The sequence below is a fragment of the Candidatus Saccharibacteria bacterium genome (assembly GCA_016789455.1).
In the GTDB taxonomy this organism is placed as follows: domain Bacteria; phylum Patescibacteriota; class Saccharimonadia; order Saccharimonadales; family Saccharimonadaceae; genus CAIJKY01.
Genome location: JAEUQU010000001.1, coordinates 38983 through 62827, shown reverse-complemented (window position 1 = coordinate 62827; position 23845 = coordinate 38983). Strand labels below are relative to the sequence as shown.

Genomic DNA, 23845 nt, shown 5'->3' with positions numbered 1-23845 from the left:
GCTTTAGCTGAACAGGTGCTGAAAGGTGTTGTTTACTGCTCTACGGTGTCGAACGAGAAATGTGCCTTGCGGAACCAATCTGCAAAGACCGCCACCTCGTCGGGGAACTTTTCGCCGCGGACGGTGCGGTCCAGGAAGTCGGCAATCTTCTCCATATCTTCTTCGGTCATGCCGCGGCGGGTGATTTCCTGCGTGCCAAGCCGTACAAAGATGCCTTGGCCCAGAATATCGGGGTGGTCGAAGGCGAGGGTGATGTTGTTGGCGTAGAACTGCTTGTAGAGCTTGCGGTACTCCCCGACGCCCTCCGTCAGCCAGTGCACCTGATGATTTTCGGAGTAGCGGCCGGTATTGGCTTTGCGCATCATGTAGCCGCGGTCAGCCAGGGCCTGGCCTAGCGCATTGGAATTGGCGATGACCTGGCGGGCATACGCCTCCCCAAACTCCTTCATCTCCAGAATGGTGGTGGCCAGCGCAATCATCGAGGTAGTGTGCGGGCTGGAGTAGAGGCAATCATCGATAATCTGATTGGCCTTGGCGCCCAAAGCCTTATCCCGGAAGGCAATCATACCTTTCTGCGGCCCCGGCAGCGTCTTGTGCGTATTGGCCGTGATGACATCCGCGCCCTCGCGCAGTGGTGCCTGAAACTGCTGCCCCATGATGAGGCCCATGGTGTGGCTGGCATCGTAGATGATGATGGCGTCATCGCCCAGGGCGGCACGGATGGCCTGCAGGTCATGCGGGTTCAGGTAATACGAGGCGTCCATATAAAAGGCTTTGGCGCCGGACTCCCTGAAGGCCTTGCCAAGCTCCTCCGTGTCAAACGAAAGGTTATCCGTGTTGTAGGCCGGCGTAAAGACGTGCCCGCGCCCAATCCTATCAATGACGCCCTTGGTGGCAAAATGCCCGCCATGGTCGTGGTGGATGGTCATGACCACGTCGCCCGGCTCGGTAGTGGTGAGGATGGCACACATCATGGCGTGTACACCGGAGAGGCAGGCAAGGTTGACCACGCTGGCGCCCAGCATTTCCTTGGCGGCTTCCTCTGCCTTGGTCACTAGCGTTTCTATGCCAGGGAAGCCCAAGGCGGTAAACGGCCCCAGGTCGACCATGTTATCCTCGCCAGCACCCATGTAATAGCGGTCGCTCAGCCGCGAGCCCAAGAAGGCCCGGGCAGTCTCCGACGGATACGGCTCATTAGGGGTGAGGTGCAGGAAACGGTTGTTACGTTGTTCTTCTTCGCGGATACGGGTGTGCAATTGCTGAATGTCCATACTGCTATACTGTACTCCATGGATACGCCACTGCAAATCGCCCCGGATTTTACACTAACAGACCATAACGGTACGCCCGTCAGCCTGGGTGACTTTGCCGGTTCGTGGCTCGTTTTGTATTTCTATCCCAAAGATGACACACCGGGTTGCACGGTAGAAGCCTGCTCCTTCCGCGACGCCCGGGACGAACTGACGGCACTTGGTGCCAAAGTTGTCGGCATCTCTAAAGACGATCCTAGCACGCATGACAAGTTCAAAGCCAAATACGATATTAACTTTTCATTATTGAGCGATACGGAAGGAAAAGTCATCGAGGCGTATAGCGCGTGGGGTAAGAAGATGTTCGGGCGGGAAGGCATCCTGCGCAAGACGTTCATTATTAATCCGGAGGGGCGGATTGTGAAGGTGTATGGGAGGGTGACGCCACTGAATCATGGGGAGCAGGTAGTAGGGGAGCTACAGCGAAGAAAGCGAATTGTCAATTAATTTATGATTGTTTGCTGGGCAATCTTATCAACGACTTGCTCTGTAATTTCTCCTTGTATAGGACAGGATAATTCATAGGTCTTATTTTGTGAGTCGATCATGTAGATGACGCTAACTTGCGCTTCTTGCCGAGCTGCGTCCCTACGACTCATGAGGTAGCGAAATGCCGTGTTTCCGTTAAGTATAAGATCATCACGCTCTTTTATGTCTCTCCATATTACCATTGCATTTGGATCAATTGTGCCAGGATCATTTTTGTCGGTACTTTCCAAATTTTTTACAGAAACAGCAAAAGATACGTTCTTGATTTCCAGGACGCATCGTTCGACTTCGGATTTAGGATTGGCGCTTAATATTATGTCAAAGCTATACTGTTTTCCAGTAGGAGAGATATTATCTACGCTGTCGGTCATCCAGTTCGTCGGGTGAGAGAGTGAAGTCTTAAGCGCCCCATTACTGTAATCAGTCCAGCCCGCTGGTGTCGGCTCTCTCGTAATGTTTGATAGTCTGTCAACGCTACTTATGCCACGCGCAGGCTTTTCTACTGCTTGCACTGTCGGTGGAGTGTCGGTAGTACCCTTATTGCTTCTTTCTGATGGAATGGGTTTGTAACTACCAACATTTGTAAGGTATGCTACGATACCAAGCATAGCCACCGCAACAATAAGTAGAAGGAAAACTCTTTGCTTTTTATTCATAACAAACTTTCATGCACATTCCCGTAACAGGAGAATACTCTCTATGTTTAGAAAAATCGCCAATCCCACTCATGACGCCAGCCCGATCGTTGTGAGTTATGTTGTTTTCTGTAAATGTACGCAATTACTGCAAGTGAATTTGCTTAAACAAACTGTCAATTTCTTTTTCGTTTAATCCATCTCGCACACTACAGACCAAAGAGTAAGTTTTAGAGTTGCCTTCTACTAGGTAAAAGATCTTATATTTCTTATCATCGCTCGTTGATACACGATTTGCAAAGAGGTAGCGTACCGCCTGGCGGTCATCATAAGTAAAGTAATCCTTCTCTACTACATCCGTCCAAAGCTTGTATGGAGTATCGGTGATTACTCCATCATCGTCAGTATCCTGACTCTCTGTTATTTTAATAACTTCCGCGAATGACTGAGTCTGAACAGTCAACCTACAAGGGCGGTCAATTAGCTGGGAGTCTGAGCCTAGATAAGATACATATAGTGTTTGGGTTTCAGCTTTGCCGTCAGTCGAGGGCCGAGGCTGACCCCCATTAAAGCTCCATTCTGATGGATAGGCAATTTTTATGGCCATGCTTTCGGGGGCAACCTCGGTCCAGCTAGCGGGCAGTGGCTCTGGCACAACGCTTTGAAGCTTATCTACTTCTTCTACATTTTTATTATTCGCTTTGTTATCACTGGGATTTTTAGTGTCGGCGCTTGAATTATCAATTGGTCGCTCCATGTCCTTGGTGCCTGTGCGGTTTACTAAAATAGCGGCTATTACTAAGCATATCACCAGCGCGAAGCTTGCTAAAACTATGGTTCTTTTTCTAATCATAATCTATTGCATCCGTATTACTAATTACATTCCATGCGGCACGGTGTGTTAATGGGAGGTAAGAGATAATAGTAGTCTTTGTCCTTTGCAAAATCCCCTACGCTATTTAATACACTGTTCCAATCATCATGGTCTCCACTTCCATTATTTCCCTCAGAAAAGCTATACGCAGGCAAGGGGTAGAGTAACCTATCCGTATGAGGGAACGGATCGTTGACAGTTTCATAAATATTATCTTCTAAAATATCGTAGTTCATAATACTTTTATAATTTGTTGAAGCACTATCACTGTCAACTCCCGCAAAGGCACATGTCTCAATTTGTTCAGAGTAGAATGTATTGCTTGAAGTGCCCGATAAGCCTGATAGGCATAGCTGGTGTCCTAGCTCATGCGCAAAGACTTTAGGTAAAATTCTATTAAAATCTGCAGAGTCTAATGTGTTTGCTTCTACCATATCGTATGCAATTATAGCTTCGTCATTACCGACTACAGCTTTGCCGTGCACAGGATCATCATTGGCGTTGCTTGGAATGTTCACTACTTTTGCAGAGAGAAAGTAGCGCCAAATGTTTCCTCTGTTGCCATAGTTGAACTGTGAAGTAATATTGTAAACATCTTCATTGCCTTTTTTGTAGTCGATCAAGTCAGGCACATTGGCGAGAGCGCCATCTTCACTTGAATCAAACTGAATCAGTGCTCTGTAGGGCACTTCGTTCCCGCCGCCAAAGTCTCCAATTTGGACTGAGCTACTAACCTCATCATCTTCATTTCCTGTATAGTCGCCAATATCAAAATGCACCTTTATATCTTTGGCAGCAAAGGCTTCTCCAATCTTTGAAAGCTGATTGGGGCTGGGGAGTGTTGATCGACCCTCCTCGCTATCATAAAGCCAGTCTATTTCGATAAAAATATCCTTCTTTATGGGATCGGGGTAGGCACAGTTCGCAGGAGTGCTATTGACGACTTTGCAAAAGGCCGCAGTTCGTTGAGTATAGTATACTGATTCAACCAAGTCATTCAACCCGTCATTATCGGAATCGATTCTGTGTTCACTTGTACCCTGAGAAGCTTCGCCGTTAACGGAGACGCCATCACCGTCAAAATCTGATGAGTTTGTCAGCTCTGAGCGTGGGTACGCATCATCAAGACTAGAGTCATTTACTTTTGATAACGAAACGCTTTGTGTGCCACTGCAGTAATATGCGTAATCAGACTTGCATGTCAAAAAGTATACAGTGCCATCCTGAACATCGATGTAAGATATGGTGGCAAACTTATCCTGGGCGTTTGGATCAAGAATTTGGTCGTCCGAAGATTTATATATAATGGTTTGATTACCACTAGAATTATCAAATGTCCTTACGATAAGATAGCGATCCATGGGCCATGCAGTTGCGGAATCTGCAGCCGATACGACAATAACTGTGCCGTTGGCATCTACTACAGGGAAGCTATTGATAAATGGGTTGTTAAATCCGTCACCCGATAGATTATTGAGGTTTTTATCATAAACAATAGAACCGCTTGAAGAAAATTTTATCATCCTATCATCATATGCACCGGCTCCACTCCCGTCCCCGCCTAGCACTACGACACCTCTATCGGGCGTGATGGCCATACGTGTAGACATAAAGTTACAGTCGTCTAGAGGAACTCTTGATAGGGCTGGGCTGCTCTGGCTTTGGTCAAGCCTAACAATTTCAGTACTCCCTGTGCAGTTGTTGTAAGGCTGGGAATCAGGATACATCTGTACATATATATTGCCTTCAGGGTCGCCCGCAAGCTGTGATACATACTGCCTGGCGCTGTAGCTTACATTCGATATGTCGTAGGCTCGATTAGTATTTTCGACAAGCAATCCATCCTGCCAGCCATAATAACGCATAAATTTTCTATCGGTGGTGGGTTGTCCGTTAGTGTAAATTATCTCATGGTCGAGAAATGCAACGCCATCTTCCATCGGTACTATTAAACTTGAGTCGGAACTATTTATTGGCGATTTGGCATAAACTTGAGCTTGAGACACGATATCGCCATTGGCAAGATCAAGAGCGTAGAGTGCATTATTTTTATTGGAGTCCGTACAGTCTGACTGCGCGAAGCCAAAGACATAGAGCGTATTGTCAAAGCCAAGTGTTGGATAGTACAACTCGGCTTGCGATAAGTCGTTTGAGTTACTATTGTTGCAGCCAACAAATGATTTCGCCCAAAGTAATACATCATCTTTATAGGCCGCAAGTCGACGCTCCGTGCTGCTATTGAGATAACGGTTTTCGTACATGTAAACTGTATTGTCGTGGCCGGTGGCTATGCCTTGGTCATTACAATTGGCTCCCATCCAATCGCTAGTGTTGGCCTTTTCAAGACCTGTGACAATCTGATTGTTTGATGCATAAGTTTTGAGATAAGTCCAAGGATACGATGATGGGCTGCAGGATGAGCCCGTAACACTCCCGTCTCTGTGGGCGGATATTCTATTTGGGATGTACTGTGCCGAGGTGACGTTTAAAGGAATATGAGTGGCGGATGCACCTGCCGGGCGGCTACTGAGTCCTGCGAGGACGAGTGATGAGAAAAGCGTCAGTAGCAATAAAACGGGTATTGTGCGAATTAAGTTTTTCAAGTGTTTATTCCTTAAAATAATTATAACTTATGCTTTAACACTATCACATTGCCATAACTAAAAAATAGCCGCTAAAGGGCTAAAACTAAGACATGGTCGGGGTGATCCGACTCGAACGGACGACCTCGGCGTCCCGAACGCCGCGCGCTACCAACTGCGCCACACCCCGATAGGTGGTATCTTCTAGGACATTATACAATAAACGGTGTAAGCTGCACCCCTTGACATTTTAGATAAAATGTGCTATACGGATGACGAAAAGACTACCGTGGCCGCCGCTTGGCAATCGCCCGCGCCTTATCCGCAAACAAATCATCTATTACGTTAGGGTCAAACTCCAGCCCGGCATGCTCCACCGCCTTCTTAATCAGCTCATCGGCAAAATTCGGGTTCTTGGGCAATAGCGACCCATGCATATACGTCCCATACACATTGTTATACACCGCACCCTCGGTCTTATCGGTGCCGTTATTGCCAGCGCCCTTGCTGACGCCGCCAAAGCTGGCCTGGCCGCTATCGAGCATGGTCATGCCGCTATGGTTCTCGTAGCCGACGATCTCGCCGAACTGCGTGTTGACGACGATGTTGCCGATCATGCGCTTGTTGCTGGCGTGTGTCTCGGCGTTGAAGATGCCGATGCCGCGCAGCTTCTCATCAGTGGCGGTTTTGAAGAAGCGGCCAAAGAGCTGGTAGAGGCCGCAGACGACCAGCATTGGAACGTTATCATCCGCCAGGGCCTGAAGCGTCTTGGCGTGGCGCTGCAGATCGGCCTCCACCAGCATCTGCCCGGAGTCCTGCCCGCCGCCGCCAATCACAATATTGACGTTTTTGGGAACGTTCTTGCCGGGGTGCAACTGGGTGATCTTGGGTGTGTAGCCGTGCCACATCAGCCGGCGGGCTACCGTCAGCACATTACCCCAGTCGCCGTAGATATTCATCTCGTTGGGGTAGAGACACAGAATATGGATGGTGCCCTTACTCATAATGCTTTCTCCATACGCAGCTCCTTCTCGGCCTGGCGGCGCAGCTTCAGCATGGCGGTGTACGTACAATAAATACGCATCGGTTTGCCGCCGTGCTTGCTCAGCATTGCTTTAAACGCTTTGGCGGTGTCGGGTTCAATGTCGCCGACGGTGACGGCATCATACTGCAGGCGCAGGGCCATGTCGTAGGCACGCACACCGCTAATCATAGCCACGCCGTGGTCCTTGAGGCTGCTAAAGTCAACGTCCCAGAGCCAGGACATGTCGCGGCCATCAGCAAAATTGTCATTGATGGCGATCATGGTGGCTTCGGTAGAGGCGGCGGTGCCGGCCGAGGCCAGGGCCAGGCGGAAACCGGCCGGGTTCTTCACCAGCACAAACTCCAGTGGCTTGCCGTGGTGCATCACCCGCTCGCCGCGCCCAAAGGCCGGTTCTACCTTGGTCAGTGCTTTGAGCCAGGTTTCCACGCCGACGCGCGGCTTGACCTGCCGTACGGTGCTTATCGCCGCGGCGGCATTCAGATAATTATAAAAACCACTGACCTTCAGCTCAGATTTATACACTTTGCTACCGACGCGGAAGCCGACCAGCTGATCTTTGAAGGCGCAGAGTTCGACATCGGTGTCCTGATTGGCTGTGGTGCTTTTCTTGGCGGCGGCTTTCGGTTTGCCAGCGTTGACGGCGCCCAGCATCTCGTCGCTCAAAAAGAGGTGGTGGAGGTTGTCATGCGCGCCAAAGAAGACGGTTTTGACGCCGGGCTGTACGTTCTTGGCCAGCCGTTTAATTAAAGGATCATCATAATTTAATATCACCATTTCGGTCGTTTCGGCGGCGACGTCGCCCAGGAGGCGCGCGGTGTAATCAATTTCGCCGAAGCGATCCAGCTGGTCGCGCAACACATTTAAGAAAACGCTGATGCGTGGCTTGGCCTGGGCTGCGAATTTGACGGCGTGCGCCTCATCCAGCTCCAGCACCGCGATGTCGTACGGCAATGTGCCATCCTTGTTGACGGCCTCAATCAAGGCCGACACCACGCCGCGTGTGAAGTTGCTGCCGGTACGGTTGGTGAAGACGCGTAGCCCGGAAGCCTCCAGCAGTTCGGTGATCATCTTGGTCGTGGTCGTCTTGCCGTTGGTGCCGGATACTAAAATGACACCCTCGGGGAGTTGTCCGAGGGCTTCAGAGAGGAAGGCAGGTTCCAGTTTTTCAATCAGCAGGCCGGGGAGGGCAGAGCCGCCGCCGCGCAACCGCGCGATCCGGCGGAAGAGTTTTCCGGCCGCTATAGTGTGTTTACGAGGCATATCCGCCTGTAAGTATAGCAAATATATCTGGTAGGGCGACACCAAAAGGCATGTAGATGATACAATATGCTTATGATTCTCATAAGCATGGTTCGCTGGTGGTACAGCGAAGGCCTCTATGGGCAGATCGGCCGGGTGGCACGGATGCTTAGCGCTACGTCCGATTATTTTTCTATCGTCCTGCTGATGCGGACGCTGTTTGCGCCGTTCAAGCAGATCTCTGCCACCAATGTCAGCGGGCCGCTGGGCGTGCGCTGGCGGGCCTGGCTGGATAAGCTGGTGTCGCGCCTGGTGGGGGCGGTCATCCGTACCATTACTATGTTCTCTGGCCTGATAACCCTGGCGGTGGCGGCTGTGGCCGGCCTGGGATTAATTGTCGGCTGGGTAGTATTGCCCCTGATGCCGATTATCGGCCTGATTGCGAGCATCGTATGGCGGGCATAACCCAGGTAGGCATGTTGGCGCATCCGCGCTGGCAGCAGGCGCGGTTTGCCAACCGTTTCAATATTCCGCTGACCAAGGCGCTGTTAGTGCTGATTTCGGTGACCCTGCTACTGGGCGGGGTCATCCTGGGGCTGATGGGCGTCAACATCGGTTGGTTCCTGGCGAGCCTGGCCAGTCCCTTTATCATGATGATCCTGTGGCTGCAGCGCGGCTTGACTGATATTTCTACCGGCAGCGGACAGACCCTGGCAGATTTACTGGATAGCCGTATCCTGGGCAAGCTGGACGCCGAGCCGTCGCCCTCACGCCTGGCGGAGGCGGTGATGCAGACCAGCGGTGGGCTGTTCTTTGCCGGCCGCTTTGGTATCGGTCCTAACTTTTTGGCCTCGCTGACTAGCAGTAACCCGGCGGATACGGGTGATGTCTGGCGCGTAGCCTTGAGCCTGCACGGTTCGCGGCCTGGTCCGGTGCTTGGCTCCGAGCTGGTGGTGGCGCTGGTGCGCTCCATCCCCAATGTCGAGACGGTGTTGGCGCAGCTGCAGTTGGATCTGGATGACATTGAGGCGGGCATGCACTGGCACCGTCATATCCAGGACCTGATTGCCTACCATAACCGGCCCAAGCGGACCGGGGGCATTGCGCGGGACTGGTCGTTTGGCTACACGCCGCTGCTCAGCCGTTTTGGGACGAATATCAGTGAGCAGATTGCGCACGGCGCACTGCTGAACGTCGATTTGGAAAGCCACGATGCGGCCCGGGCGCAGATCGTCCAGCTGTTCACGCACAGCGGACGGCAGAACGCGGCGCTGGTGGGGCCGCTCGGCGTAGGTAAGACTACCATCGTTGAGGCTTTTGCGGCGCACCTGCTGGAGGCGGGTAGTCATAACCTGCCGGCTTCGTTGCGCTACCGCCAGGTCATCAGCCTGGACGCCAGCGCGCTTATCTCGCACGCGCCGGGCCGGGGTGAGCTGGAACAATTAGTGCATGAAATCTTGGTAGAGGCCTTCCGCGCCAAGAACGTTATCCTCTGCCTGGATAATGCGCAGCTGTTCTTTGAAGAAGGTACCGGTTCCGTAGATATCAGCAACGTGCTCCTGCCAGTGCTGGAGGGCGGGGCGGTGCGCGTCATCCTTACCATGGACGAGCACCGCTGGCTGCAGATCGGCCAGCGGACGCCGGCCTTGGCAACCGCGCTGAACCGCATCGTCATCGAGTCGCCGACGCGCGAGGAGACGATGCGGGTATTGCAGGATCAGCTGATTCCCATTGAGTATCACAACCGCATTACCTATATGTTCCAGGCGTTGACGGAATCGTACCGCTTGAGCGAGCGCTACATCAATGAACAGGCTATGCCGGGCAAGGCCCTGAAACTGCTGACGAGCGCCGCGCATTATGCCGAGGGCGGCATCGTCTCGGCCGTCTCCGTACAGAAGGCGATTGAGCAGACCACCGGTATCAAGGTCAGCAACGTCAACACGCATGAAGAGCGCGACCGCCTACTGAACATGGAGAACCTCATACACGAGCGCATGATCAACCAGACGCGCGCCGTCAAGGTGGTGAGCGATGCCCTGCGCCGCGCCCGGGCCGGTGTGCGTAACCAGGACCGGCCCATCGGCACCTTCCTGTTCCTGGGGCCGACCGGTGTGGGTAAGACGGAATTGTCCAAGGCGCTATCTGAGGTATATTTCAATGGCGAGAGTAAGCTGGTACGTCTGGACCTGAACGAGTATTCGCAGCCGGGTGACGTGTCACGCTTGATCGCCGATGCCGCCCAGGACCCGCACAGCCTGACGGCCCAGGTCTCCAAGCAGCCGTTCTCTGTAGTGTTGCTGGATGAGATTGAAAAGGCGCACCCCAGCGTGCTGAACGCCTTGCTGCAGGTGCTGGACGAGGGTATTCTGCGCGACATCAACAACCGCGATGTCAGCTTCCGCGACAGCATCATCATTGCCACCAGTAACGCCGGCGCCGATATGATCCGTAATGCGCTCAAGGCCGGCTACACCATGGAGCAGGTGGAGACGACGTTCGTCAATGAGCTTATCAACCAGAAGGCCTTCAAGCCGGAGTTCCTGAACCGCTTTGATGAGATCGTGCTGTTTAGGCCGCTGAACCAGGAGGAGTTGCTGCAGGTCATCGACCTTATCCTCAAGGGGATCAACAAGAACCTGGCCCTGCAGAAGATCGCCGTGGAAGTGTCCGAGGACGCCCGCCGCCTGCTGGTTGAAAAAGGCTACGACCCACGGCTGGGTGCCCGTCCGATGCGGCGCATGGTCAGCCGTAGTGTTGAGAACCTGGTGGCTAAGCAGATGTTGAGCGGGAGTGTGATGGCGGGGCAGACTATCACCTTGACTCGCGATGATATTGTGGCGAGCTTGGAGCAGCAGGGTGAGTTGCAGAGCGGCGCCAAGCCGGCGTTGCCGGCGACGACTGACGCGGGTGCGGGCGGCGAGTAGGCCCGCACTATTGGGCTAAGGCTTATTGCTGTGGAGCGGGCTGGTCGTTCTGAGCCCGCGGATCCTTATACGCCAACGCCATAATCTCTTCACGGTGCAAAATATACTCCTCAATGATGACACGAGCATCCTCCGCCCGCAGGTGCGTGCCGATGATATCAGTCGAATCATAATAAACGGCCTGCAACAGCTCGATGGCGCTCGGGCTTTCATCGGTGATGTCGTGATCGTGGCAGAAAAAGAGCAGCTCCTCGATGTCGACATGCCCGATCATCACCATCTGCTTCAGGTACAGTTCCCAGGCCAGTTTGCGGATAAGATTATTCTGTTTATGGATGGCCCACCACATCCGGCGGTGGCGAATGGTGCCGATGAGCAGGAACCCAAAGCCCAGCGCCAGCAGTGAACTGAGCGCAGCCACCATCCAAGGTTGTTCCTGCAGGACCCATTGCCAGAGGTAGATAAAAGGTTGGAGCCAGGACTCAAGCATAAGGCCAGTATAGGGGAATTTGGCGGAAACCGCTAATGCTTGGGAATTTCAGCAAACAAAAAACCACAACCTGGTGCGGGTGGAGAGAATCGAACTCTCTTCGCCAGTTTGGAAAACTGGAATAATAACCGTTATACCACACCCGCACGTGGCTGTGATTTCTTATGAGTACGCCTTAGTATAGCAAACTTGGCAATTATCACATATAAACACCCGCCAAGGAATACCCCAGGAACTGCGGCGCATGCTATACTCACACTGTATTTATACGCCCCGGTAGCTCAGTGGATAGAGCAGAGGACTTCTAAGCCTAAGGTCGTTGGTTCGATCCCAACCCGGGGTACCAGTTACTATTTTTAGTTTGATTTATCGCGTACAATAAAAGTACAAACTTAAGGAAAACAAAAAACATGAAAAGCCGTTTTGGCAGCCCAGGCAAAAGAGTAATTATTGCACCGCTACTGATAATTGCTGTGCTGGGCATTATTTTTGCATATGCATCTGCCGTTAAGGCGACGGCTATGTGGAGCGTCAGCTCCAATCCCACATTCACCTACACACCTCCGGACCCTAACAAAGCTCTTGATGGTACCGAAGGGAAGCACTGTTCCAAGGTGCCGCTAAGTATCTACAGTACCCTAGCTAACTATGGCCAAACAACTGTAACTATTGATAGGGATGAATGTGCTGTTCAGACCGCCTTTGGTGAACTCGGCCAGAGTGGTGCGCTCAAAATGGGCTTTAATAAATTGTCCTACGTTATTGATACCGGGCACTGGGCTGCGCCGGTGCTGGTGCCCAATACGGACAAGCTGGTTGTCGCCGGCGTAGGCAACTATGCTTGGCTGAAGATTTATGAAAATCCGGATACTATGCCAATTGGTTCAGGCTACAATGACTACCAAAAAATGTACAAGCTCGATAATTTGACAGTGGGGAAAGCCTTAAAGGACGCAAATGATAATGATGTTTACACTCGAGCCATCGACTCGTCTCCAAACGGAAAATGGTTGATTGCATACACCAACAACAATAAGGTACTACGCATCAACCTTGATACATATGAAGTGCTTACATTTGCTAGCATTCAGATTAACTCCCCTAGTGAATATGATATTGCTATCAGTAACGACGGCCAGCGAGCGGCAGTGTCGGGCGGCTCATTGTACTATGGTACTGACTATGTAAAAATATTTGACCTCGATTCTTGTGCCAGTCCCAACCCTCAAGATGAGCTCCAAGTGGTAAGCGGCTGCGGAGAAAAAGATCATACTCAGTTCTTGAAAAATCAAGTAGCGGCAGCGGGTGCACAGTATAATGGGGCATACTTTCTCTCATTTAATTACGACGGCACAAGCTTGAAGATTGGAGCGCAGCAGGAGTACACGCTGACGGCCGCAGGGCACAGTAATGACAGGCTTGAGTATTTGGCCATGGGCGACTCCTACTCGTCAGGAGAAGGGGACACAGAAATTAATCCAGAAACAGGTCAAAAATATTATAGGGCGATAACTGATGTGGATGGAGATTATTCGGCCAACCCAGTGGTTTTGCGCGAAAAATGTCATCAGAGTACAAGGGCATACCCCTATCGATTGGCAAAAATGCTGGGAATTAGCAGTGGTGATTTTAAGTCGGTGGCATGCTCAGGTGCAATGATTAATGACATCAAAAATTATAAAGTAGGATTAAAGAACTATCTCGGTCAGCCTGATATTAACTACGGGCTTCTTAACGGAAGACTTTCACATATTTTTTTGGACGAACTGGAAGTTGCAAATGCTAAAGCGGCAGCTTTACTGGATTTTATTCCAGGCAGAGAAAACCAAATAGAATTTGCAGAAAAATACCAGCCAGAAATTATTACCATCGGAATTGGTGGCAACGACGCCCAGTTTGAAAGAGTTGTAAAAGACTGCGTGCAGCATGACTTGCTTACTTGTGACTGGGCTGATACCGATAATGGCCGTAAACAAGTTGGTCTATTTATTCAAGAAGCGGGCAATAAGCTCGTAAAGTTATTCAAAGACTTAAAAGATGCAGCTCCCGACAGCAAAATATATGCAATTGGCTACCCTCAATTTGTGAATGATGAAGCAACTATATGTCCGGCAAATGTATTACTTACTTCTGCCGAGAGGGAAATGCTGAAGGAAGCGGTGGCTTACTTTAATAACCATATAAAATATGCTGCGAAAAAAGCTAGTATAGAATACATAGACATAGAAAACGCATTGGCAGGCTACAGGCTATGCGATGAGTTTACGCCAAAGGTCACTGGCATCGCGCTTGCGGGTGCCAGCGAAAGAAGCGAAAGCTTCCACCCCAATGCGGCAGGCCATAAAACTATATCCTCTGTAATTCTAAACCCCGACCCTTCAAGCCCAAAGACAATTGCAAGTGATGGACTAGCTTTGCCGAACAATCAAACCACCAAGCCGGGCGTACCAACCTACTTCAATCCAACTGGTGCCACCTACAACTTTTGGCCTTATTACCATGTTAACACTGAGCTCAGCACAATCGTTAAGTCTGACAGCCTATCGTTTGACATATCTGCTAAAGGCATCAGTCCTAATAGCCAGGTCGAGGTCGTAATGGCATCAACACCCACAAGCCTCGGAACGTTCACTGTTGATTCAGAGGGTAAGATTGAACAAGAGGTTTCTCTGCCCTCTACGTTTGAGCCCGGCTCCCATACACTTCACATTTACGGAACATCGGCGGCTGGTGACTCGATAGACCTTTACCAGCCAATTGAAGTACACGAATCTCAAAACGATAAGGATGGAGATAGCATTTTAGATAACCAGGATCCGTGCTTATTTGCCGCCGCTTTAAACGAAGACGTTGATATGGATGGCACGGACGATGGGTGTGACTTGGTAGTGGAAGGCCCCCCACAGCTGTATAGGGTAAGAAACGGAACAACAAGCACGACCGAAGATGTAATATACATAGAACGTAATGTTAACTTGGCTGAAGATGTAAATATAGTTGGAGACTATGACGACAATTCAGATGGCTGGGCTGTGGTTGCGCAAAGCCAAACTGCGGCAACAAAAGGTATAAAGGCGAATTTTTGGACTGACTCTCAAGGTGTGCCGCATGTAAGCTTCCGAAGCCCGGATAACGGCTGCGTACAAGTTGCGCCATCAAGTCTCGCGGTGGTTCAGCAGTCGCAAATCAGTGGTCTGACAGTTGAAGCATACAATACCTCTACATGCCGTCCAGAGAACCCCTCCCATGACGCTGATGGCAATGGCATTCCGGACAGTACCCAGCCTTTATATCGCGTACGCAATGGAGAAAGTAGTATCAGTGAAGATCCGCAGAAGATTTATATCGAACGTAATATCTTTTCGGCTGAGGCGCAGCTTGGAATTAGTGATAACGATACGAACTACGACGGATGGGCATTGATTGGTGTGTCAAGTGAGCCTTCGCAGTACGGAGTTTCCAATAGCCTAATTGATAATTCGGGAGTACCTACTGCCCTGTTTATGGATGCGAATGACCAATGTCAGGCATTAATACCTGCAAGCCTGTCTGTTGTCAAACATGGCGAAGCTCGAGATGTTTCGCTCGTAGCGCTGCCCAGCGGAAGCAGCTGTATAAATTAATAAAGATAGGAGAGCTATGAAAAAAACACATACAGTTTTAAACGGAGCGAGCTCTAGGAAGAAATTTATACTCACACTTTTAGCTGTGCTAGCTGCGATGATCCTTCTATACAACGTATACCTTCATATCATACGCACGCTTGATTTGAATGAATTGAAGGCAATGAGATCTGCGGTTACCGAAATAAGTGATAAAGTGCATCAGAACAACAAAAATATTGCTTTTACCCATGAAAACGATTGCCCTACCGGTGGTTTGACATTCAGGCCAAGGCCCGAGCCGTCCTCGTGCTGGATAATTGCACAGGCCCAGTATAAAGTGGATAGCACCGAACAGGTCAAGCGGCTGATTGATGAGACAAATAAGTTGGTCGAGCAGTCGGAGCATGTGGTGCGAGTAAGTGTTGCCGAGGATAAAAAGTACCCAAATCTAAAAAAACCATTAGACGAACTTATAAAAAGTGAGGGGTTTCTTGATTATGAAAAAAGAGCCAGCATGAGTTTCGAAATTAAAAAGCCTAATGCTGCCGATTGTGGAATCGGGTACTTTATTGGCGAGGCAGACTCGGATGAGGCTAGGGCATTGTTACAAATCGGTGTCAGCTGCACCATTGGGACGCTTGATAATTATGCGCCAAGCGAATGGTGAGATATCAGCCAACAACTCACAAAAAAGCAAAACCCTTACATATTATCCTAGGGGTGGCGGCAGCGGGCGTTCTATTGATTCTGCTAGTAAATTTTCTCCTAATGCTTCATTCAAAAAGCAATCTTTTGCACATGAAAAGTGAAGTTGAGAGGTTAGCGACAAATATAGAGGCAAAAAATAAGAATCTAAAGTTTACTTACGAGAAGAATTGTGAAGCCCCAGGAGAAGGTTTCATAAGGATGGGCGCAATGCTATGCTCAATATCTGCAGTTTCGGATAACGACGTGCATTCACCTATTTATGTTAAAACGTTCACGAGCGAAAGTGCCAGTGTAATAGAAGCAGACGCCAACGTGTCGAAATTTGAGCCCACTGTTCCGTTTGATCTGAAACTCCCCGAGGGTTATCAGGAGCTTCGAAGCCAAGTGAAAATATGGCACGCCGATTTTGCATTGAGTGATGTAACTTCTTCAAAGTGCTTTATAGACTACTATCTGCGTAATGAGGTACTGCTTGAGGGTGATCCTGTCAGAATGAAGACTGAGATACGATGCTATGCTCCCTCGCGAGCGTTATTGGCCGAGGATCAGTGGTGATATGAAAAGCACTAAAGCTACAAAAACGAACGGCGCATACCTCATCCTGCTCCTATCGGGACTGGCCCTTACGCCTCTGTTCTTGAGCCTCGGATACTTGATTTACGGCAGAGTTCAAGATTCGAATGACAGGGAAGTTCTTAAAACTACCAGTACTATAATGGACCGCATCGTGAGTGATATTGAAGCCTCCAGAGGCCTGACCTTAGAGAAGAATAAAGACTGCAGGGATGTAGGGGAGGGCTTTGGACTATTCAAGGGCACAGCCTGTAGGTATGATGCCAACGTGGAGCTGGCGGTGTCCAAAAAAGCAGAAGTTAGTAAAGCTGTGGGCGCCCTCCTTAAGGCAATTCGCAATGACCAGCATGTTGATGCATCTGAAGCGCCCACTACAGCCTACCCGGCTTACTCTCAAAATGACGAAGCAGCCCTGCGTTCGCTATCGCGTGAGTTTTCGTTCAATGTTCGCGCACAGAAGCTGGTTCAGTGCGGAGGAGCATATAGTGTTAAGCTTAGTAAACCCGAATCTGATGATGCAATACTTACATTGGCTATGAGCTGCACAGTGCCGACTCATGGCACTGGCTACTGGCCTCGTGCGTGACGGGTCAATTATTAAGTTTAGCCTTGGAGAAAAACGATGCGTCAAAACAAATTGTTCTACACCACCGCTCTTTCTAATATTATATTCTTGCCTCTGGCGCTACTGCTATTGTACGAATTTGCAGGCCCCGGCTTACTGAATGGCATCTGGGGCGGAAGCGCAGTCGCCCCATGGCGGATAGTTTTTGGGAATATCTTAATTGGCCTCCTGCCTATTGTGGGGTTGGCGGCTGCTTTGATTGTTTCATGGTTGGGGTTCACTGCAATTCACGGCCAGAAAACATCAAAAGTACGCTTGGCAGGGGTTGTTGTCACGGGGTGTATCGCCATTTTTGTTGACTTACTGATACTATTTTGGCGGTCGTTGACCACATAGGGGGCTATAAGGCTGATCAACGTCTTGTTTGAGAGTGGTTTAATACGTGGCAATTATGGTGCAAATGCAGAGTATTATTAAGGGTATGGCTAAAAAAGCAATCATCTTCGACTGTTTCGGTGTCCTGGTTGAGGATAGTATCACCCGTTTTTACTCAACATACCTATCCGATAAGCCTGACATTGTCGAGCAGATCAAGGCGCTAGACCACTTATCTACCGAAGGAAAAATAAGCTTCGACGAGCTACTGCAGCGGACATCTGAGTTGTCTGGCGTCGGGCTGGATGAGGTGAAGTCATTCCTGGAACTTAATCCAAACAACGATGAACTGCTCAATTACATCAAGACTGATTTGAAGCCCAAGTATAAGATTGGTTTTCTTTCCAATGCTGCCGATGATTGGCTTGATGAGCTATTCTCAAAGGAAAATCAGGCGCTGTTTGATGATTTCGTCCTGTCGTATCAGCATGGCATCCGAAAGCCTGACGCAAAGATATTTCAGCTGGCGGCGCAACGGCTTGGTGTTGGGCCTGCGGAATGCGTGTTCGTTGATGATGTGATTGCATATTGTGACGGAGCACGCTCCTTAGGGATGACGGCTATCCAGTACGAGTCGTTTGAGCAGCTCAAGCAAGATCTGGCTGCTGTACTTTAGCTCCAGTATTTCCGCCTCAGTCTACTACAACTGGACGTACGCATGGAGCGGTCGGTGCCGATAACCTCGCCCGGTACCTGCAGAAAGGCGGCATATCGCACTTAGTCGGGAAGGGACGGCAATTTGTCGCAGACCTTATAGCGAGCTTCGTGAGGCAATTGAACTGTACTAAACCGCAACCGAACTTGATGATTGCTCACATCATTTTTGGTGTATACTGGGTGTAAACCATTCAAAAAACAAAAACGGTGAAACAATCAGGGAGGCTATATGGCATTAGCTGTCATTAAACGCAATACAAGGGCGAGGGCGCTCGCCGCATTCATGGTGGCGGTGCTGCTGGTGGGCGCGACGTTGTTCGTCTCGCTCTCGCGACGGACCGAGGCAGCGTCGGTCTTTACTGGTGCAGAAGTACCGGCGGTCCTCAGCGACCCGGATAGTGACGCCGTCGAGCTGGGCACTAAGTTCCGTAGTTCCATAGCCACCACTGTGACCGGCGTTAAATTTTACAAGGGCACGGGCAACACCGGCACGCACACCGGCTCGCTTTGGTCCGCGAACGGTACGCGCCTGGCCACCGTCACCTTCCAAAATGAGACGGCCAGTGGCTGGCAACAAGCCCTATTTACGACGCCGGTTTCCATCGCCGCCAACACTACTTACATCGTTTCCTACCATGCCCCTAACGGCCATTATGCGGTCACTGAGGGGTATTTTGCCAACCAGGCTGCCACCAACGGCACCCTGACCGCCCTGCAAAGCGGCACTGACGGTCCGAATGGCGTCTACCGCTACGGCGCCAGTAATTTCCCCAACGCCTCCTTCAACTCCAGCAACTACTGGGTGGATGTGGTTACGGCCAGCTCAGACACCACCGGCCCGACCGTCAGCCTGACTGCACCGGCTGGGGGTGCGACTGTTTCCGGTACGCTCGCCGTCACGGCAGATGCTGCCGATAACGCCGCCGTGGCGCATGTCCAGTTCAAAGTGGACGGCAACAATATCGGTAGCGCCGATACCAGCAGCCCGTACAGCGTCAATTGGAATACATCCGGTGTCAATAATGGTACGCACGTCCTGACCGCCGTCGCCACCGACACATCCGGCAATGTCACCACCAGTAGCGCCGTCACCGTGACCGTCAGCAACCAGGCGCCGGCTGTGGCTGCCAGTATCTGGCCCAATTCAACCACGCCGGCGGTGGCCGCTGCCAATGACACGGGCGCCGTGGAGCTGGGCGTGAAATTCCGCTCCAGCACGGCCGTCAAGATCTCTGGCGTCAAATTCTACAAGGGCACCGGCAACACGGGCACGCACACCGGCTCGTTGTGGAGCGCCACCGGTACCCGCCTGGCCACCGCCACCTTCCAGAACGAATCGGCCACCGGCTGGCAGGAAGTGCAGTTTGCGGAACCGGTTGCTATCGCCGCCAACACTACCTATGTGGTCTCGTACTTTGCGCCAAATGGCCGCTACGCCGTCAACCAGAATTACTTTGCCAACACCGCCGCCACCAACGGCAACCTGAGCGCCCTGCAACAGGGAACGGATGGCGGTAACGGTGTCTACAAGTACGGCAGCGCCAGCAGTTTCCCTGACCAGACCTACATGGCCTCCAACTACTGGGTGGATGTCATCTCGGTGCCGCTGGATAACGCCGCCCCGACCGTCACTGCAGCCACGCCGACGGGTGGTGCCACCAATGCGGCCACCGATGCCACTATTACCGCTACCTTCAATGAGGCGCTGACCGCCTCGACCGTCACGGCTTCATCCGTAGTCCTGCGTAATGCCCAGAATGCCGTGGTGCCAGCTACCGTCAGCTATGATGCCGCTGCCAATAAGATAAGCCTGACCCCGACCGCCGCATTGGAGCAGGGCACGCAGTATACCGTCACCCTGACTACCGCCATCAAGGACGCTGCCGGTAATGCCCTGGCCGCCGATTACACCTGGAGCTTTACCACCCAAGCCACCACCGCCGGTGCCGTTGACCCGCTGGCGCAAGGCCACGACGGCCCCATCCTGGTCATCACCAAGGCCGGTCAGCCGTTCAGCGCCTACTACAGTGAGATCTTGCGCGCCGAAGGCCTCAACTCCTTCAAGACCGTCGAGATCGGCGCGGTCAACAGCACAATGCTGGCCAACTACGATGTTGCCATTCTTGGCGATATGACCCTTACCGATTCACAGGTCAGCAGCCTGAGCAATTGGGTGAACTCTGGCGGTAACCTGATTGCCATGCGCCCGGACAAGAAGCTGGCCGGCCTGCTGGGCCTGACCGACCAGTCGGCTTTGCTGTCTGATGCCTATCTCAAGGTGAACACGAGCACTGCGCCTGGTGCCGGCATCGTCGACGAGACCATCCAATACCACGGCGTCGCCGACCGCTACTCGGCCAACAACGGTACCGCCACGGTGGCCACACTTTACAGCAACGGCACTACCGCCACTACCAATCCGGCCGTGACCGTGCGCTCCGTGGGCAGTAACGGCGGGCAGGCAGCCGCCTTTACCTACGATCTGGCCCGCTCCATCGTGCTGATGCACCAGGGTAACCCGGCCTGGTCCGGCGACGAGCGCGATGGCAACTCCGTCATCCGTCCCAACGATCTGTTCTACGGTGCCAAAGCCGGTGACCTGCAGCCAGACTACGTCAACCTCAATAAAGTTGCCATCCCGCAGGCCGACGAACAACAGCGCCTGCTGGCCAACCTGATCGCCGAGGTCAACAAAGACCGTAAGCCGCTGCCAAAGCTATCCTACTTCCCGTACAACAAAAAAGCCGTCATGGTGATGGTGGCCGACGACCACGCCACCGGCAACGGCACTGTCTCCGCGTTGGACTACCAGCTGGCCCAAAGCGCCCCTGGCTGCTCGGTGGCAGACTGGGAATGCGTCCGCTCCACCTCGCTCATCTACACCGACACGCCGCTGACCGACGCCCAGGCCGCCGGCTATCACGCCCAAGGCTTCGACTTTGGTGTCCACGCCAGCACCGGCTGCAACAACTGGACGCCTGCCTCGCTCAGCGCTGCCTACGACAGCGACCTGGCTGCCTTCCGCGCCAAGTACGCCAGCCTGCCGGTGCAGCGCGTCAACCGCATCCACTGCATTGCCTGGAGCACGTATGCCGATGCCGCCAAGATCGGTGTCGACAAGGGCCTGCGCCTCGACCTCAACTATTACTACTGGCCCGGCAGCTGGGTCCAGAACCGCCCGGGCTTCATGACCGGCAGCGGCCTGAACATGCGCTTTGCCGACACCGATGGCAGCCTTATCGACAGCTATCAGCTGCCCTCGCACCTGGTCAATGAAAGCGGCCAATCCTTCCCAGGTAACATCAACCTGCAGCTGGACAGGGCGCTGGGGCCGGAAGGTTTCTACGGCGCACTCGGCACGCATTACGACTACTCCGACCAGTTTGACCGCCAGCTGGTGCAGGCCGCCAAATCCCGCGGCGTGCCGCTGGTCTCCGGCCAGCAGCTGCTGGACTGGACTGATGGCCGCAATGCTTCGTACTTCACCGGTACCAGTTGGAACGGCTCAACCCTGAACTTCACTGCCTCTATGGACGCTAAATTGCGCTCCATGGGCCGCGCCCTGCTGCCGCTGAGTTCCAAGAACGGCACGCTGCTGAGCCTGCAAAAGGACGGTACGAACGTCAGCTTCGATACCGAGACGATGAAGGGCGTCGCCTATGCCGTCTTCCCAGTGACGAGCGGTGCCTATGCTGCCACCTATGGCCAGGATGTGACGCCGCCGACCGTCACCACGGTGTCGCCCGCGGCCGGTGCTACCAACGTCGCGCCAGGCGGCAACATTGAGCTGACCTTCAGTGAGCCGCTGGACGCCAGCACCGTCAACAGTACTAATGTCCAGCTGCTGAATGGCACCACGCCGGTACCTGCCGCTGTCAGCTACGCCACAGCCAGCAACAGGATCACCATCAACCCGAACGCCTCGTTGAGCCCGGAAACCGTCTATACCGTCCAGGTCTCTACCGGCGTGAAGGATGCGAACGGCGTGGCCCTGGCCAGTGCATACTCCAGCAGCTTCACCACCGGCGCCAACGTCTTCTCGCTCTGGGCGCCACAGCCACAGACCGTCTCGGCCGCCGCCGACAACGACGTGGAACTGGGATTGAAGTTCGCCAGCAGCCAGAACGGCAGCGTCAAAGCCATCACGTTCTACAAATCCCCGGCCGATACGCTCACCAGCCACACCGTGACGCTTTGGGACGCTGCCGGCGCGCCGCTCGGCACGGCAACCACCGGCACGGAAACTGCCAGCGGCTGGCAGACGGCTACCTTCGCTACGCCAATCGCCATCACGGCTAATGCTACCTATACTGCTTCGTATCGCAGCACGGCCGGCCACTACAGCTACACGGCTGGCGGCCTGAACGCAGCCTTCACCAACGGCCCGTTGACGGCCCAGGCTGGCGGCGGGGTGTTCCGGTATGGGGGCGGCTTCCCGGAGAGTTCGTTCAATGGGAATAACTATTGGGTGGATGTGGTCATGGGAGAGTAGGCGGATATATAGCCCTCGACTGCGGGGGCTATTTACTTCTCATTACCCGCTTCTTCAGATACGGATTCAACCCACTCGTCCCACCCTGCAAAATCACCCGGTAGCTCGCCTGCAGCTTCTCATTCTCCCGCCGGATGCTCAGGGCCTGCATCAGGTTGGCAAACAGCCCGATGTAAATCACCAGCGTCAACTGATTAAAGATAAGGTCAAACGCCCCTTCGGGATACTCCACCAGCGCGATGATAATGATAGTCAGCGCAACCAGCCCAAAGCCGCCCGCCGCCACAAAGAACTTCAGCGGATTGCGTAGCAGCGTCCGCGCAAACAAGGTCACACTGGTCTTGCGGGCCTTGCCGGTCAGGCGGTCGTCGCGGTAGGTGTCGATGTTGTCGTTGAGGTGCTGGGCGATGGCACGGGCGTGCGCGGCAAATCCCTCGATCTCGCGCTCGTCAATCAAGGGTGCGTACAGCAGCAGCTTGTCGTTGATGATTTCGATGTCGTAGCGGCTGGCCTCAACCATCGCCTGCATGACTTCCGGGGTGACAAAGCTGAGTGAATCGATGTGGTAGCCATCCGGCACATATGTGTCAAAGATATCATCAAAGGCACCCTGCACGGAGAAGCGCTGCGAGCGCAGATACAAGTATTTGAACTGTGACCGCTTAGCCCGCTTGCTGTCAAAGACGATGTGCGGCAAGACCCGCCGCAGCGGCAGTTCGCAGACCACATAGAACGCCTGGCGGGCCAGGTACTCGTGGTCCTTGGATTTACCATAAAAATCAAAGGCAGCCAGGATGACCCGGGCATCGCCGAAGGTGGCGATGGGGTGGATGCGGTCGACTTCGTTCAGCTCGATATCGATAGAGGTGCTGGCGGTACCGGTGGCCGCCGGAACGCTGAGTAAAGAAGCTGAGTAGCGGCGCACGTAGCGGTTGACGATGAAGGTACGCAGAATGGAGCGGAGCAGGGCATAAGCGGCAATGGCGACCAGGCCGTAGATGGTGGTGTACGGCAGGTTGTTATCGACCGCGATGTCTACCAGCAGGCAGACGCCGACCGCCACCAATACGTATATATAGAGCATCCGCTCCACGGTCTGCTTAACATAAATGGACCGGAGGCCGAAGAGGGTGCGGATGAGTTGCATGATATCTGCACTATAGCATGAAGTCGCCCATGCTGCTTATGGCAGCGGATTGTTTGACAAAAAGCTAGTTTT

Annotated in this window: 18 protein-coding genes, 3 tRNA genes and 3 pseudogenes; 14 read left to right on the top strand and 10 right to left on the bottom strand. The window is 52.6% G+C overall.

The features are described 5' to 3' along the window. Positions 1 to 32: 32 nt before the first annotated feature. Entirely contained in the window at positions 33 to 1271 is a 1239-nt protein-coding gene (locus JNJ66_00345; protein ID MBL8158889.1) for a hypothetical protein, read from the bottom strand. A gap of 18 nt (positions 1272 to 1289) precedes the next feature. Between JNJ66_00345 and JNJ66_00340 the strand changes: the two genes are divergently transcribed. Then, positions 1290 to 1757: a peroxiredoxin gene (locus tag JNJ66_00340; GenBank protein MBL8158888.1), complete on the top strand. Its 468-nt coding sequence runs from the start codon at positions 1290 to 1292 to the stop codon at positions 1755 to 1757. Here the strand turns inward: JNJ66_00340 and JNJ66_00335 are convergent. From JNJ66_00335 to JNJ66_00310, 6 genes are all read right to left on the bottom strand, one after another. Then, entirely contained in the window at positions 1754 to 2455 is a 702-nt protein-coding gene (locus JNJ66_00335) for a hypothetical protein (protein MBL8158887.1), read from the bottom strand. The genes JNJ66_00340 and JNJ66_00335 overlap by 4 nt on opposite strands. A 124-nt stretch (positions 2456 to 2579) precedes the next feature. After that, the gene (locus JNJ66_00330; protein ID MBL8158886.1) at positions 2580 to 3287 is read right to left on the bottom strand and encodes a hypothetical protein; all 708 of its coding nucleotides are present in this window, start codon (positions 3285 to 3287) and stop codon (positions 2580 to 2582) included. A 20-nt stretch (positions 3288 to 3307) separates the two neighbouring features. After that, complete coding sequence (locus tag JNJ66_00325) at positions 3308 to 5911, bottom strand: hypothetical protein (GenBank protein ID MBL8158885.1); 2604 nt, start codon at positions 5909 to 5911, stop codon at positions 3308 to 3310. Positions 5912 to 6004: 93 nt separating this feature from the next. After that, positions 6005 to 6080, bottom strand: a tRNA-Pro gene (locus JNJ66_00320). A 94-nt stretch (positions 6081 to 6174) separates the two neighbouring features. Continuing rightward, a complete protein-coding gene (locus JNJ66_00315; protein MBL8158884.1) occupies positions 6175 to 6894 on the bottom strand; it encodes a glutamine amidotransferase in 720 nt (239 codons plus the stop codon). Then, entirely contained in the window at positions 6891 to 8195 is a 1305-nt protein-coding gene (locus tag JNJ66_00310) for a DUF1727 domain-containing protein (GenBank protein ID MBL8158883.1), read from the bottom strand. Before JNJ66_00310 ends, JNJ66_00315 begins: the two co-directional genes overlap by 4 nt. 72 nt (positions 8196 to 8267) lie before the next feature. Between JNJ66_00310 and JNJ66_00305 the strand changes: the two genes are divergently transcribed. Both JNJ66_00305 and JNJ66_00300 read left to right on the top strand, forming a co-directional pair. Further along, a complete protein-coding gene (locus JNJ66_00305; GenBank protein ID MBL8158882.1) occupies positions 8268 to 8639 on the top strand; it encodes a hypothetical protein in 372 nt (123 codons plus the stop codon). Between the two features lie 11 nt (positions 8640 to 8650). Next, a complete protein-coding gene (locus tag JNJ66_00300; protein ID MBL8158881.1) occupies positions 8651 to 11101 on the top strand; it encodes an ATP-dependent Clp protease ATP-binding subunit in 2451 nt (816 codons plus the stop codon). 22 nt (positions 11102 to 11123) lie between these two features. On the opposite strand, the gene JNJ66_00295 is transcribed toward JNJ66_00300, so the two are convergent. Beyond that, the gene (locus tag JNJ66_00295) at positions 11124 to 11591 is read right to left on the bottom strand and encodes a hypothetical protein (protein ID MBL8158880.1); all 468 of its coding nucleotides are present in this window, start codon (positions 11589 to 11591) and stop codon (positions 11124 to 11126) included. A 71-nt stretch (positions 11592 to 11662) separates the two neighbouring features. Continuing rightward, positions 11663 to 11737: transfer RNA gene (locus JNJ66_00290), tRNA-Gly, on the bottom strand. Positions 11738 to 11861: 124 nt separating this feature from the next. Here JNJ66_00290 and JNJ66_00285 point away from each other — a divergent pair. The 11 genes and pseudogenes from JNJ66_00285 (at position 11862) to JNJ66_00235 (ending at position 22626) form a co-directional block, all read left to right on the top strand. Beyond that, positions 11862 to 11937: transfer RNA gene (locus tag JNJ66_00285), tRNA-Arg, on the top strand. Positions 11938 to 12001: 64 nt separating this feature from the next. Beyond that, positions 12002 to 15214 carry an SGNH/GDSL hydrolase family protein gene (locus JNJ66_00280; protein ID MBL8158879.1) on the top strand — a complete coding sequence of 1071 codons (3213 nt, stop codon included), beginning with the start codon at positions 12002 to 12004 and terminating at the stop codon, positions 15212 to 15214. 16 nt (positions 15215 to 15230) lie between these two features. Next, positions 15231 to 15863 (top strand): hypothetical protein, encoded by a 633-nt coding sequence (locus JNJ66_00275; GenBank protein MBL8158878.1) that lies wholly within the window; start codon positions 15231 to 15233, stop codon positions 15861 to 15863. 131 nt (positions 15864 to 15994) lie between these two features. Next, the gene (locus JNJ66_00270) at positions 15995 to 16459 is read left to right on the top strand and encodes a hypothetical protein (GenBank protein MBL8158877.1); all 465 of its coding nucleotides are present in this window, start codon (positions 15995 to 15997) and stop codon (positions 16457 to 16459) included. 1 nt (position 16460) lies between these two features. Continuing rightward, a complete protein-coding gene (locus JNJ66_00265) occupies positions 16461 to 17063 on the top strand; it encodes a hypothetical protein (protein ID MBL8158876.1) in 603 nt (200 codons plus the stop codon). A gap of 36 nt (positions 17064 to 17099) precedes the next feature. After that, positions 17100 to 17438: a hypothetical protein gene (locus JNJ66_00260; protein ID MBL8158875.1), complete on the top strand. Its 339-nt coding sequence runs from the start codon at positions 17100 to 17102 to the stop codon at positions 17436 to 17438. Positions 17439 to 17523: 85 nt separating this feature from the next. Then, positions 17524 to 18093, top strand: coding sequence for an HAD-IA family hydrolase (locus JNJ66_00255; GenBank protein MBL8158874.1), 570 nt, complete (start codon positions 17524 to 17526; stop codon positions 18091 to 18093). A gap of 324 nt (positions 18094 to 18417) precedes the next feature. Then, positions 18418 to 18948: pseudogene (locus JNJ66_00250) on the top strand (DUF4082 domain-containing protein). A 111-nt stretch (positions 18949 to 19059) separates the two neighbouring features. Then, positions 19060 to 19722: pseudogene (locus JNJ66_00245) on the top strand (DUF4082 domain-containing protein). Further along, positions 19702 to 21840 (top strand): annotated as a pseudogene (locus tag JNJ66_00240) (Ig-like domain-containing protein). Before JNJ66_00245 ends, JNJ66_00240 begins: the two co-directional pseudogenes overlap by 21 nt. A gap of 201 nt (positions 21841 to 22041) precedes the next feature. Beyond that, entirely contained in the window at positions 22042 to 22626 is a 585-nt protein-coding gene (locus JNJ66_00235) for a DUF4082 domain-containing protein (GenBank protein ID MBL8158873.1), read from the top strand. Positions 22627 to 22654: 28 nt separating this feature from the next. Here JNJ66_00235 and JNJ66_00230 read toward each other — a convergent pair whose 3' ends face one another. Then, a complete protein-coding gene (locus JNJ66_00230) occupies positions 22655 to 23773 on the bottom strand; it encodes a hypothetical protein (protein ID MBL8158872.1) in 1119 nt (372 codons plus the stop codon). Between the last annotated feature and the right edge of the window lie 72 nt (positions 23774 to 23845).